Below are 12538 nucleotides of genomic sequence, written 5' to 3'. Positions count from 1 at the left end.
TGTCCGTCCTCATCGCAGAATGCCGGGGGAACCGGTGTCATCACGGCCCCACGGATCGCCGTCCTCAGTCAACCACAACGACTCCGGACCGGCGCCGTCGTCCTCGGCGCCGCTCTCCCGTCCGACGCCACCGATCATTCCGCCGGCGCTGCCACGCGAACCGCCCGCACCGGTGCCGGCACGACCACCACCGGCGGCGTTACGCAGGGCGCTGGCGGCGCTGGTCATCGGCGGGACTCGACCGTTGCCACCGCCGACCATGCCGGGGATGCCGGCCGGGCTGATCTGACCGCCGACGACGGGACCACCCCCACCGACGCCGAGCCCACCCCCGGCACCGAAGCCGGCGCCGCCGATCCCGCTCGGCAAACCGAGCCCGGGTCCGGCTCCGATACCGAGCGGGCTGTGGCCGCCGAGACCCGGGATCGGCGAACCGCCGGGGCCACCGCCGAGGGCGATCGGTCCGCCGGCACCGGCCAGGCTGGTGCCGAGACCCAGGTCCGCGACCGGATCGCCGGCCCGAGGCGAAGGAGCGGTGCCCTCGCCGCCGCCGGCGAGGTCGCTACCAAAGCTGCCACTGGTCAACGGCACTGAGACCGAGGAATGGCTACCACCGGAGGAGGCTCCACCGCTGATGCCCGTAGCGCCGAGGGAAGCCCCACCGCCGCCGTACCCGGAGCCACCACCGATTGCGGGGGCGCCGCCTGCCCCGACGCCGCCGTCCAATCCGGCAGGGGTGTCGCCAGACGGAGGAATGCGAGGACGGAACCCGTCAGAGTTGCCACGCTCGTCGAACTCCGGTACGTCGAGCCGCGGCCGCTCGGTCTCCAGTGCCTGCGGCAGCGGGGCCATTGCGCTGTTGGCCACCTGCTGGTTGTCCCGGTACCAGTTGTTCAAGTGCGAACTGGTATCCCACAGGCCGCCCCGCTTCTGGTCACCGGCCCGGCCGTCGACCTTCATCGTCGCCTCCAGGTCGTCGGCTTTCTCCCGGAAGGCGCCGTCGGCGTACGACGAAGGATCGGTCCGGTAGTCCGCCCGCAGCGCAGCCAAAAAGCCGGAGGCGTTCTCGCCGTCGTTGGCGTCGTCGAGCTCACCGCCGTTGGGCAGGCTCCACTCGTTGACACCGAAATCGTCCATCAGGGGAATCGGGATGCTCGCAACCGCCTTACGGATGTCACCCTCGATCCGCGACAGCGCGCCACCGACGTTGCTCGCGATGGTGATCAGGTCCTCGATGCTGCGGCCGATGTCGCTCAGGTGCTCGCGGTACGCGTCGCCTCCGCTGCCGGTCCAGCCGGCGAGCAGGCCGGGCAGTCCATCGGTGTGTGGACGCACGGCGCCCGACGCGATCGGACCGACGAAGGAACGTCCGACCAACGCATCCCGTAGGTATCCCAGGGTGGTGGAGAGGTTGTTCCAGCCGACGCCCACCTCACCGACCAGGTCCGGGTCCGCCGACAGCGTCACCTCACGTACGCACTGCTCCCAGGTGCCCATGGCCGACCCCCTCAGGCTGGGAGGAGGCCGGGCGCATGACCCAGCACCTCGACTGCAGAGGGACGATCTGAATCGGGTTGTCTCCTAGACCGACGGCGATGCACGGCCGCGGCACGAGCTGGAATTGCACCACTGAACGCCCTCCCCCGAGATGACGAGAGCCTACAGTAGTCGATCCAATCCAGAGAGCAGCCACAGGCACGGTCCGTTACCGGCCGGGCTCAGCGTGACCGCCCACGACCTCGACTCGGCGTCGCCTCGACCGTCGGCGGGTTCGAGGACTGGTCGATCTGAGACCGAGGGCGGGGTGGGCGAGGGAAAGCACGCGCCGCAGCCCTCCCGAGATCGTCGGCGTTCTCCAGGTCAAGACGCTCCAGCAGTCCTCGGCCGAGATCCTGGACCAGATCATCGTGGCTCCTGGCGGGTCGCCACCGCTCGACGGCACGGAAGACGAGTGAGCCAGCCGGACGCGTCAGGGCGCCCTCGGCCTTGATGAACAGGTCACCACGGCGCACCGCTGCGGATAGCCCTCTGTGCAGGGTCGCAGCCAGGAACGGCAGCTCGGCATGCAGACGCATGAGCTCCCGGGTTTTCCCGTCGGCCCCGTCTGTCAGGTGCGACCGTGTCCACCGCAACGCCTCCGCCAGTTCCCCGGCAGCGTCGCGGGCCGGACCGACCGGTGGGGTGGCCCGCAACTCGGCAGCGGCAATGGCGGCACGCCGCCAACCGTCCACCTTCGTCGGGGCGCTGGTGGCGACGCGCACGGCCAAGCCGAGCTGAGTGCCGAGCTGCAGGTGAACTCCGGCGACTTGCTGCGGGTGCTGCCACAGCCAGCTACGCGCGGCCGCGACGGCCGCGACGGCGTCGTCAACGGTACGGATGTCGGGTGCCGGATCGAGCGGCGAACGCGCGACATCAAGCCCGTGCAGGGACGGCTGCCCTTTACCTGCAACGACCAGAGCTCGTGCTGTCCTGGCGAGGCCGCTGTTCGCCGTCCACCGGGCGGCCTCCGCCACCGGACGGTAGATCTCGGTCAGATGCCCTCGTCCGTGGTCGAGCCATCCGGGCAACGCCATGTCGAGCACCACGAGGCCCGACGTGAGCCTGGCGACGTCAGCGAGGCCGGACGAAACGCCGCCTCCTCGCCGGATCGCAAACCCCTCCGGGGTCGAAGGCCGCTGACCTGGGGGCACGTGGCAGGCGAGGATGTCACCGATCACGCCGACGGCGTTCGCGGCACGGCGCAGCGACCGTGCCGGTTCAGCGCTCACCCTGCTGCCGGACAGGGGAAACTGCCGGTCGACAAGTGCGGCTGCGCGGAGGCCCGCGTAGAACTGGGTAAGTCGCTGTCCGCGCCTGGTCATCAGTGCCGTGGCACCGGCCCGATCCAGTTCCTCCACCGCCGGACGGCCCCCGGCCAGCAGCTCGGTTGCCCGGATCAGCTGCGCGTAGACAGCGGACCGGGCGTTGACCACCGCGTTGATGTCTGCTGCGGAATCCGGCGGATGCTGACGCATCGCCGTGGCCGCGGCGCGCAGTGCCCGGTCGGCCCTGCTGTGCCAGTGGCCGATCGTCATGCCAGAGCCGCCGCCGCGCGTCGCAGCTGCTGGGCGGCGGCGTCGTGGTCTAGCCGCAGGGCAAGGTCATCACCGCCGCTGGCAGCGAGGTGTTCGTGATAGCGGGCAAGGTGCTCCACCAGCGTCGCGACTGCGTGGCGGGTTTCGATGTCGTCGCGCGCCGGCGCCGCGGCGTCGACCACCACGTCATCGTGGTCGGCGTACAGCCGCGCACGGATGTCGAGCATCTCCAGGCCGAAGTGGTCCCAGGCGATGTCGGTCCCGGAGAGGCGCTTCCATGCCTCGATCGCAAGCTGGACGGCACCGGCTGCGGTGGTGTCGTCCCAGGCATGCGCGCTGTCGGCGCACAGCTCCTTCGTCGCCTCGATGTAGTCCATGCCGTGGGCTTGATTCGATGTCAGCAAGGTCGTCCACTCCAATCGGTCGGTCAGCTGGGGTCGTTTGCAAGCCTCGCGTCATCCGCTGCTGGTGCTGGCTGTAAGCAGATCGGGCAGAAGCTCGCGCAGCAGGGCGTACGTGGCAGGGGCCAGGTCCTCCGGCACCTCGGCCTCGCGGACCCGCATCAGCTCGCCCAGCAGATTCCGCAGCTCAGCGGTGTGTCCCTCGGCGTGGGCGGCCCGCATGATGTCGTGCCACGGTCCGTCGTCGCCGCGCTCCGGGTCGGCCAGCCAGGCCTGCTGTACGGCCCACCGAGCACCGGTCGGGTCACCGGCATCGAGGTACAGCTCGGCCAGTTCGTGCGCGGTGTCCACGATCGCGGAGGTGAGGTGACCCGGGTAGATGTCGGACTCGGGCAGCCAGGTGAACGGGTTGCGGGTGCCCACGGCGTAGGCGCGCTCGGCGCCGTCGAGCGGTGCGCCTCGGACGAGCTCCAACGCGGCGCGTAGGTCCTTGACGCCGGCCACTCCGCGGCTCTCGCCGCGACTGCGCAGTCGGCGGAACAGATGCCAGTCCAGCAGGTAGCCGTTGCGCAGTCGATAGAGCCGATCGGAGCCCATCTCGGGCAGCCAGGAAGTGCCGTCAGGCGCCTCGCCCAGCCAGCGGCGGGCTCGCGTGATGGCCACCCGGCGGCTGGCGTCCTTGACCTGCTGGTCGGGCCACAGTGCGTCGGTGAGCTGCTCGGCGGAGGCTCCACGGGCGCCACGCTGGGCGAGGTAGACGATGAGCTCGCCGTGGAAGCGCCGACGCTGGTCCGGAACTGGGCCGGGCGCGTCAACGACGACAGGCCCGAGCACGCTGACGCGCGGGCGCGTCGGGTCCTGCTCGCGCCAGGACCGCAGATCAGTGTCGAGATCCGGGTCAGCCTGGCGGCGTCGTTGGCGGATCGCAGCGGTGACCTCTCGGCGCGGGGTGACGCCGGCTGTGCGAGGTCGGTCCAGGGTAGGTATGGCGACGATGGGATCCGCCGGTGCCGACAGGCGGGTTTCGGCCGGGGCCGTTCTCGGGGTCGCTGGCACGCCACCAGTGAGGAGGTCAAGCACTGACCCGGCGGCGTCGCTGTCCTCCGCCCACTCCTCCGGCTCCGGGGCCTGCGGAGTCGATTCGTCAGTCGCCGCCCGGGCCTGCGCCATGATCTCGACGAGCGGCTCCAGTTCGCGTACAGGTAGGCCGGCTGGTGCCCCCTCGACCTGGAGGTATGGCAACGCGAGGCGGAGCCGGCCTTCCTCGTCCAGAACGACGGTGCTCGAGGCGGTGGCGGTGAGGGCGCCGGTGGTGCTGACGACGGCGACGGCGCACCTGCCGACGCCGCGCAGCTCCTTTCCGAATTCGTGGAGCACGTCGAGGTCGTCCTCGTCGGGCTCGGCGACGAGCAGCACCTGGGGCGCCCAGGCCTCGCCGACGTCGGTGAGGCGACCGGCGAGGGTGTCGGGCGCCCCGGACGCGTGCAGGCCGGCCGTCACCGCGGCGGCCCGCCGTCGCAGCCGTGGGACGGCCTCGTGAACCGACGACGCCGCGCGGACGCGGTCCGGGTTGAGAGCGACGAGCAGTTCGGTCTCCGGCGCCGGGAAGCCGGCGATGATGACCTCGACATCGTCCGACCAGGTGTTGCAGGCGAGTTCGCAGGCCAGGTAGCGCAGCAGGGCAGCCGTCTGTTCACCGTCACCGGCGATGGTCAGCTCGCCGAGTCGTTCGAGGTCGAGCAGCAGATGCCGGCCGGGCTGCGATCCTACCGCAACGAGGGTGGGCAGCGGTGCGAGCTGCTCGGCGACGGCAGGCACGGCCGCGTCCCCGGGCAGGGTCCACTGAGCGCCGTCCTCGACCCACGGTGGGGGTGGCTGAGGACAGGGCTCGGTGAGCACGAGCGTGACGGCCTGGTCGACGATCCACGCAGCGGCGATGTCCGGCACTGGTTGTTCCCGCTCCGCCAGCGCCGCGGCGAGGCTGCGCAGGGCGAGGTCGAGCCGGTCGACGTCGGCGGGTTGCTCGGCCACGCGCAGGATGCGTTCCGTGGCGCCACCGCGAGGGTGCGGTAGTCGGCGGCCGGGCCGGCGGTGCTGCCTCTGACTGCGTCGACGGCGGAACACTGCGGTCAGCAACAGCGCCGAGAGCAGGCCCGCTCCGGCGAGTGATCCCAACACGATGGCGTCGCTGGCGCTGTCGTCGCCCGCCGGCCCGGGCTCGCGTGCCGGATCTGCCGCCCCGGCCTCGCCGCCTGGACGTGCAGTCGTCGAAGACGAGCTGGCTGAAGTGGGCGGCGTCGGAGCATCGCTCGGTCGAGCCTGCGCGGATGAAGTTGGGGGGATCGGCTCGCTCCCGCCGCGGTCCGGCGAACGGGAGGAGGGCGGCTCACCCTCGGCCTCGGTCTCCGGAACGCTCGGCGCCGGCTCGCTGCCGGCTTCGGGAGCACTCGGGGTGGGCCGGGTGCGGCTATCGACAACGACCCGGCCCCGGGCGTGGTCGCCGGCGCCGCGATCGCGAGCCTCCGCCGGCAGCGTGATCCGCCACCCGCGTTCAATATGGTCAGGGAACCGGTAGTCACGCCGCTCAAGGTCGGAGTTGATGGCCACGAGTTCCGGGTAGCGGTCGGCGTCACCGAGGAAACGCTCGGCGACACCGGCCAGCCAGTCGCCGCGCGCCACCTCGTAGACGAGCCGTCCCGGTGCCTGCACGGTCCTGGCCACCGGGGACGCGACGATGGGGATCCGGAGCGTCCAGCCGGCGTACACCCGGGTGTTGCCGGGCTGGAGGCTGCGGCCGTCCGGCTGCGCGAGGCCGTGGTTGGCCTCGGCCAGGCGTTGCCAGGGCACGTTGTACGCCTCAGCGATGTCGAGCAGGCTCTCGCCGCGCTCGACCGGATGTTCCACGTACCCGGTGGTGGTCGTGGCGTCCACCGGCGCGGTGGGTTTGGCCACCACGTGGTCGGAGCGGGGTGCGGCCACCGCCGGCGTGGTGAGGGCGGCTGGCGCGGCGGCGGAGGCCAGGGTCGGCGCGGCGATGGCGCCGAGAATGGCCGCGATCAACGCGGCGGCCACGCGTTGTTGGAACCGTGCCCCCGGGATCCGGGCGGCGTTGCGCGGCACCTGTCCCCGACGGCGTGCGCGCAATTGCGCGACAGTCTCCACCACCAGGGCGACGAGGAAGGTGACCCAGGTCCACGCGGCCAGGAGCGCTGCGATCCAGCCGATCAGCGTCAACGTTTGCAGGAACAGGTCCCCGTCGTCCCGGCTGCTGAGCGCCTGCCAGAACTGCCCGGCGGCAGCACCGGGAGCGTCGGTAAGCGTCGAGAGCCACCCGCCCAGGCGGGGCAGCGGGTTGCCGGCGGCCCAGATGAGCAGCGCGGGCAGGGCAGCGGTCACCGCGACCACGGCGAGCGCGCCGACGCCGGCGAGTACTTGCCGGCCGCGGCCGGTGGCGGGTGCGGTGCGTGCCACTGTTGCTCCTTCGCGGGCTGCTATTGCGCGACCAAAGTGGCGGTCGCGCGGCCGGTCACGGTCGTGCCTGCTCCCCCGGCGAACAGGTCGAGCAGGATCGGGTTGTAGGTGACCGTGACGGTCACGGTGAGCTGCTGCGCGCCGTCGACGGTGACCGAGCCGGTGACCCCGTCGAGGTCGTCGAGGTACGCCTGTACGGCGTCGGCGGCGACTGAGGGCTCAATCTCCTTGTTGCCGCCGTCGATCGCCTGGCCGGCCTTGATCGCCTGCCCGCCGGCGCGGGCCGCCTCGGCGGCGATGTTGTCGGCGCGCTGGTAGGCCCGCACCTTGGCGCCGCCGTCGACGACGAGGCCGATCAGGGCGAGGAAGGCGGGCACGAGGACGGCGAACCAGACCGTGACCCGGCCGTCGTCGCCGCGCAGGCGTCGGCGGAGGGTGGTCACGTTCTGCTCCGGTACGTGTCGAGCGGGCTGGTGAAGGAGGCCTCGAGTGGCACGGTGCCGGGCATGCCGGGCAGCGCGACGTCGGAGAACGTCGCAGTGCAGCTGACCGTGGCGGTGACGGTGGCGGTCTGCCCGACCGGCACCTCGAACCCGGTAGTGGAGATGGTGACCTCCAGGCTGGTGCAACTCAGCCCCTGCGCATCAAGCGTCGAGTCGGCGGCGGCCGTCGCCTGCTCGTTCGCCTCGCCGGCGGTACGGGCCAGCGACGCGGTGCGTGCGGCGTCGTACGCGGCAGCCTCGAGCGCCTGGCGGGCGATGTTGACCCGACCGCCGATGACGGCGCCGGCGAACAGCGCCAGGATGGCCGGTGCGACCACGGCCATCTCGATGCTCACCGAGCCGCGCTGCGCGCGGTTCCGCCGGGTGCTCATGGCGAGGTCGGCCGCTCGACGGGACCGTGTGCGGTCTTGCTGATCGTCCAGTTGAGCCCGGGAAACACGGTGATTGCCTCACCGGTGACGGTGACCCGCACCTCCGACCCGGTGCGGGTGACGACGACCTGTTGGTCGTCCAGGCCCGCGCCGGCGGTCGAGAGGAAGGCGGCGGCACGTGCCTCACCGGCCGCGGCAGTCGACTGGTAACCCCGTGCGGCGTTCACGCCCTGGGTGGCTGCGCCCAGCGCGATCGACTGGGCGAAGTAGACCAGCCCGGTCTGCACGACGGCAAAGGTCAGCAGGAGCATCGGCAGCGCGATGACGGCGAACTCCACCGGCGAGCTGCCCCGATCGTGGTGCCACCGGGCGGCCCGCCCGCGCCGGGTGGGACGCGGACGGGCGGTGGCCAGGGGCTGCGTCACGGCTGCGTCGGGATGAGCGCGACCCAGCCGTTGGCGACGGCAACGATCGCCCCGCCGACGACAACGGCACCGGCGACGAGGATCGCGGTGATGACGGCGGTGCCGACCGGGCTGTCGCCGCGCTCGGCCTCGGCCGGGTCGGTCATGCGCTGCCAGTTTGTGGCCAGCTGCGCGAGGACGTCGTGGATGGTGTGCATGGCGGTTCCCTCCGTGTGGGTGGTGCCGGTGTCAGCGGACGAACAGGCGGGCCATGAACGGGTAGCCGATGAGGACGAGGAGGACGAGGATCAGCGCGGCGGCGGGGATGTCGAGCTTGTTGGTGCGTAGCTCCGCCTGGGCGAGCGCGTCGGTGCGGATCCGGTCCCGCATCGAGTCGGCGCGTGCGCGCAGCGTCTGGTGGACGCTGGCGCCTTCGTTGCCGGCGGTGCGCATGATGTCGGCCAGGTCGCCGAGCTCGATGACCTCGATGTCCCGGCCGAGGGCCTTCAGCTCGTCCCACGGCGGTCGGAGCTGCAGCTGGGCGCCGAGCAGGGCCTCGCGGATGCGGGCGAAGACCCAGCCGTGGCAGACGCTGGCGGCGCGGTCGAGCGACTCGACCGGGCCGTGTCCGCCGAGGACCTGGTGGGCGGCGAGGTCCAGGTAGGTGCACATGGCGCGGCTGAACTCGGCGCGGGCGACGGCGGCCTTGGCGACGACCTCCCGGTGGGCCAGCGCCGCGCCGGCCAGCGCGGCGGCGACAGTCCCGCCCGCCGGGATGACGACCGGAATCGGTACGCGTAGCGCCGCGACCGCGATGGTGATGAGCGCCGGCAGGATGAGGCAGAACAGCGCCGACAGCCCGAGCGTGAGGAAGTACTGGTCGGTGCTGCGGCCCAGCAGCCGCAGGTCGGCGTGCGGCACGGTGAACCGGCGCCGGAGCCAGTTGACGCCGGCCGCCGGGGTGTTCGTCGAGGTAAGCGGCTGGAGGCGGCGGAGTGCGGGGCCGAGCGCCGGCGGGGCGGGGATCAGTTGCACGACCAGCAGGAACACCCCGAGGCCGGTCATCCCGCCGGCGATGACCATGGCGGTGACGTAGCCGTTGGTCATGCCGTCGCTCCCAGTGTCTGGACCTCGGCAGGCGGGAGCAGCCGCTCCCGCCGGGGCGGCAGGCTGAGCTTGCGTACCGAGGTCATGAGCACGACGTAGAGGCCGGCGAGGAACAGCAGCACGAGCTGGCCGAGCACGCTGCCGTACGGCTGGAGGTAGTGCGGGTTGATCACCCCGTACGCCAGCACCAGGACGGTCATGCCGGTCAGGAACCGCACGGCGAAGCGTGGGCCCTCGCGCTTGGCGTCGACGGTCGAGCGCATCTCGATCTCGGCGGCGATGGACCGGCTGATCGCGTTCAACACCTCATGCAGGCCTTCGCCGCGGTCCGTGACGTGAAGCATCAACGGCGCGATGACCTGATCGGCCGTGTAGTCGTTGAGGTCGTCGGCCATCTGTTGCAGCGCGGCGATCGGATCGCCGCTGCCCTGCAGACGCGCGGCCAGGTCACGGACCTCTTGCTCGATGAGCTGCGGCGCGGTCGCGGCGGTCGCAACGACGGCCTGCTGCAGGCCGATGCCACGGGCCACGATGTCGGCCAGGCGGCGGGTCCAGGCCTCGACGGCTTCCAGGCGGGCCACGGCCTGTTTCTCGGCACGACCGGCGGCGAACAGCCACGGTACGCCGGGAACGGCGACGCCGATGATCACGCCGGCGGCGGGCCAACCGGTCAGCAGCCAGGTCAGCGCGCCGGCAACGACCGACGTCACCACCTTGATCTGGTGGGCGCGTTGTTCCCGGCGGGTGCGTCCCGACCCGGTCCACCAGCGGCGTGCCTGCTGGTGCAGCGCCGATGGCGGCCGGGGTGGCCGGGTGGTCCCGACGACGCCGAGGACGCCGACGACTGCGCCGGAGACGGCGAGCATGCCCGCCAGCACGGCGGCGAGGTCGAGCGGGCTCATGGCCGCCTCGCCAGGGTGTCGAGCTGGCTGCTCCAGGCGCCGTGGTTGTGCTCGCCCTGCTGGATGTAGCCGGTGAGCTGGCGGGGGTCGTAGCCGACCCGCAGCAGCGGTTCGCGTAGCCGTTCCGGCAGGTGCCGTGGCACGCCGCGTCCGTCCGGGCCCGGGCCGAAGATCTGGGTGGTGACGAGCTGGTCGCCGCTCATTCCGCCCACCTCGAGCACGTCGGAGACGTACCGGTGCTTGCGGCCGCCGAGCTTGGTTTCGTCCTCGACGCTGACGTACACGATCAGGTCGATCGCGCCGGCAGCCATCCGCCGCGCCAGCTCGGCGGTCATCTCGGGCCCGTGCTGCAGGGCCAGCTCGATGACGCGGTCCATCACGGCGCGGGGGTGCCGGGCGTGGATGGTGCAGAGGGAGCCTTTGCTGGTGGCCATGGCCTGCAGCATCGGCACGATTTCCCGGGAGCGGACCTCGCCGACGATGATCCGTTGCACGGACATCCGCAGCGTCAGCGGGATCATGTCCATGATCGTGACCTCGCCGGCGGGCCGACCGTCGGCGCCTCGGGAGCCGTGGCCCTCCCGGGATTCGAGGCTCATCGCCCAGCGGTGCCGCCCGGTGGTGTGCAGACCGAGCTCGCGGGACTCCTCCAGGGTGACGAACTGCTCGCGGTCGGGGATCTCCTGGGCCAGGCCGCGTAGCAGGGTGGTCTTCCCTGCGTCGGCCAGCCCGGCGACCATGATGTTGAGACCGGCGGCCATGGCGGCCTTGAGGAACCGGCAGATCAGGTCGTCGACGGCGCCGTACCGGTCGCGGAGATCCTCCAGGCTGACGTCCATCAGCGTGTGGCGACGGATGGCCGCGTAGGGACGCACCGACACCTGCATGAGGACGGTGAGCCGGCTGCCGTCGGGCAGTTGCATGTCCAGCCACGGCTTGGTCGAGGACAGCGAGCGCTCGGTCGCGCCGGCGCGCATGGCCAGGACCTGGAACATGTCGACGAGTTCCTTGTCGGTCTCCGCGACCGGCTCGCCGACCGTGATCCGCCCGTCGGTGTGCTCGATCCGGACGTTGTCGCAGCCGAGGATGTGAATGTTCACGATGTCCGGCCGGTCCAGCAGCTGCTGTAGTCGGCCGAGGCCGAACATGTCCGCGGCGACCGCGTCGAGCAGCGCATGTTCCTCCGCCTGCGAGATTGGTTGGCCGGCCTGGTGCAGCGTGTCCACGTGCTCCCGGACGAGGCGGGCCGCGATGCGTTCCGCCTCGGCCTGGCGGTGCTCGGTGGAGACGTTGGGCGTCTCCCGAAGCACCGCGGTCAGCTCCGCGCTGACCCGGGCGCGCAGCATTCGCACCGCCGCGTAGTCGATGGTCTGCGGCTGATCAACGGCCGGCAGCCGAGGTGCTTCCGGGGACGTGCCGTTGGTCGGCCAGCGGTGGCCGTTGGCGGCGACGCGGTCGACCGCTGCCGGCCGGGCCGGGCGGCTGTGTCGGCGCTCGTCAGGCACGGCCACTCCCCCTCGATGCTGTCGGAGCCAGGTGTACGCGCCGCCGCGCGATCGCCTCGCGTACGGCGGACTCGGCGCTCGCTGCGGCGCGCAGCAGCTGCTGGCTGCCGCGCAGCCGACCGCCGCCGTCGCTCAGCACCTCGGCGGTACGCCGGTCGTCGGGCAGCTCGACCACCGTCGGCAGTTGCAGCCGCTGCTCGATCTCCCGCCGGCCGTAGGGGCCGTCACCGATCAGCGCCAAGGCGAGCGCTCCCGTCCCCTGGCCGTGCTGCGTCAGCTCCCGCCGCAGCAACTCCGCCGCGCCGACGGCCGGCGCGATGGTGCGCAGGGTCGCCGCGCGTACGACGAGCAGCACGAGGTCGGCGCGGAACAGCAGCGGCCACGGCGGCGCGTTGGTGGCCAGCCGCCCGCAGTCGGCGATGACGTCGTAGCCCGGCTCGCCGCGCTCCAGGTCGGCGAAGTGCGCGCTCAGCATCTCCCAGGTGGGTCGCAGCGTTCCGGACTGGACCGCGTCGTTGATGCCGGGCAGGAGGAGTCGTCGGCCCGGATCCCGCGCGTCGAGGTCGACGAGCTGGTCGGCGAACGTCTCGGCGAGCTGGTCGCGGAGGGCAGCCGCGGCAAGCGGCAGTAGGCCGACGGGTGGGATCTCGAGGCGGGACAGGTAGCCGCTGAGGACGCTGCCGCCGGCGGGATCGCACTCGGCCAGCACCGTGCGTTCTCTCCAGGCAAGCGTGCAGGCGAGTGCCATGGTGGTGACGCCGGGCGAGCCCTTGGCCGAGACCATCGCGATGATCGCCACG

12 protein-coding genes are annotated in these 12538 nt (G+C 71.9%); all 12 read right to left on the bottom strand.

Going from position 1 to position 12538, the window contains the following annotated elements:
• Positions 1-9: 9 nt before the first annotated feature.
• Positions 10-1497: a hypothetical protein gene (locus tag OC439_RS27870; RefSeq protein ID WP_262016020.1), complete on the bottom strand. Its 1488-nt coding sequence runs from the start codon at positions 1495-1497 to the stop codon at positions 10-12.
• Between the two features lie 221 nt (positions 1498-1718).
• Positions 1719-3074 (bottom strand): hypothetical protein, encoded by a 1356-nt coding sequence (locus OC439_RS27865; RefSeq protein WP_262016019.1) that lies wholly within the window; start codon positions 3072-3074, stop codon positions 1719-1721.
• Positions 3071-3451 carry a hypothetical protein gene (locus OC439_RS27860; protein WP_262016018.1) on the bottom strand — a complete coding sequence of 127 codons (381 nt, stop codon included), beginning with the start codon at positions 3449-3451 and terminating at the stop codon, positions 3071-3073. The genes OC439_RS27865 and OC439_RS27860 overlap by 4 nt, the downstream gene beginning before the upstream one ends.
• A 78-nt stretch (positions 3452-3529) precedes the next feature.
• Complete coding sequence (locus tag OC439_RS27855) at positions 3530-6946, bottom strand: LysM peptidoglycan-binding domain-containing protein (protein ID WP_262016017.1); 3417 nt, start codon at positions 6944-6946, stop codon at positions 3530-3532.
• Positions 6947-6966: 20 nt separating this feature from the next.
• Positions 6967-7389, bottom strand: a complete 423-nt coding sequence (locus tag OC439_RS27850; protein ID WP_262016016.1) for a pilus assembly protein — start codon at positions 7387-7389, stop codon at positions 6967-6969.
• A complete protein-coding gene (locus tag OC439_RS27845; protein WP_262016015.1) occupies positions 7386-7820 on the bottom strand; it encodes a TadE family protein in 435 nt (144 codons plus the stop codon). Before OC439_RS27845 ends, OC439_RS27850 begins: the two co-directional genes overlap by 4 nt.
• On the bottom strand, positions 7817-8158 hold the full coding sequence (locus OC439_RS27840) for a TadE family protein (protein WP_262016014.1): 342 nt from the start codon (positions 8156-8158) through the stop codon (positions 7817-7819). The genes OC439_RS27845 and OC439_RS27840 overlap by 4 nt, the downstream gene beginning before the upstream one ends.
• Before the next feature lie 83 nt (positions 8159-8241).
• Positions 8242-8442 (bottom strand): hypothetical protein, encoded by a 201-nt coding sequence (locus tag OC439_RS27835; RefSeq protein WP_262016013.1) that lies wholly within the window; start codon positions 8440-8442, stop codon positions 8242-8244.
• A gap of 31 nt (positions 8443-8473) precedes the next feature.
• Positions 8474-9331, bottom strand: coding sequence for a type II secretion system F family protein (locus OC439_RS27830; RefSeq protein ID WP_262016012.1), 858 nt, complete (start codon positions 9329-9331; stop codon positions 8474-8476).
• Positions 9328-10233 carry a type II secretion system F family protein gene (locus OC439_RS27825; protein WP_262016011.1) on the bottom strand — a complete coding sequence of 302 codons (906 nt, stop codon included), beginning with the start codon at positions 10231-10233 and terminating at the stop codon, positions 9328-9330. Before OC439_RS27825 ends, OC439_RS27830 begins: the two co-directional genes overlap by 4 nt.
• Positions 10230-11738 (bottom strand): CpaF family protein, encoded by a 1509-nt coding sequence (locus OC439_RS27820; protein ID WP_262016010.1) that lies wholly within the window; start codon positions 11736-11738, stop codon positions 10230-10232. The genes OC439_RS27825 and OC439_RS27820 overlap by 4 nt, the downstream gene beginning before the upstream one ends.
• A complete protein-coding gene (locus OC439_RS27815; protein ID WP_209961275.1) occupies positions 11731-12537 on the bottom strand; it encodes a ParA family protein in 807 nt (268 codons plus the stop codon). Before OC439_RS27815 ends, OC439_RS27820 begins: the two co-directional genes overlap by 8 nt.
• Position 12538: the final 1 nt, after the last annotated feature.

The organism is Micromonospora sp. Mcm103 (assembly GCF_024519755.1).
In the GTDB taxonomy this organism is placed as follows: Bacteria; Actinomycetota; Actinomycetes; order Mycobacteriales; family Micromonosporaceae; genus Micromonospora; species Micromonospora aurantiaca.
This window is presented reverse-complemented; position numbering and strand designations above follow the sequence as displayed.

What these genes read in the sequence shown, in the direction of transcription:
- OC439_RS27860 (WP_262016018.1), bottom strand. Translation starts at nt 3,451, where the DNA reads ATGGACTACATCGAGGCGACGAAGGAGCTGTGCGCCGACAGCGCGCAT.
- OC439_RS27830 (WP_262016012.1), bottom strand. Translation starts at nt 9,331, where the DNA reads ATGACCAACGGCTACGTCACCGCCATGGTCATCGCCGGCGGGATGACC.
- OC439_RS27835 (WP_262016013.1), bottom strand. Translation starts at nt 8,442, where the DNA reads ATGCACACCATCCACGACGTCCTCGCGCAGCTGGCCACAAACTGGCAG.
- OC439_RS27870 (WP_262016020.1), bottom strand. Translation starts at nt 1,497, where the DNA reads ATGGGCACCTGGGAGCAGTGCGTACGTGAGGTGACGCTGTCGGCGGAC.
- OC439_RS27865 (WP_262016019.1), bottom strand. Translation starts at nt 3,074, where the DNA reads ATGACGATCGGCCACTGGCACAGCAGGGCCGACCGGGCACTGCGCGCC.
- OC439_RS27825 (WP_262016011.1), bottom strand. Translation starts at nt 10,233, where the DNA reads ATGAGCCCGCTCGACCTCGCCGCCGTGCTGGCGGGCATGCTCGCCGTC.
- OC439_RS27845 (WP_262016015.1), bottom strand. Translation starts at nt 7,820, where the DNA reads ATGAGCACCCGGCGGAACCGCGCGCAGCGCGGCTCGGTGAGCATCGAG.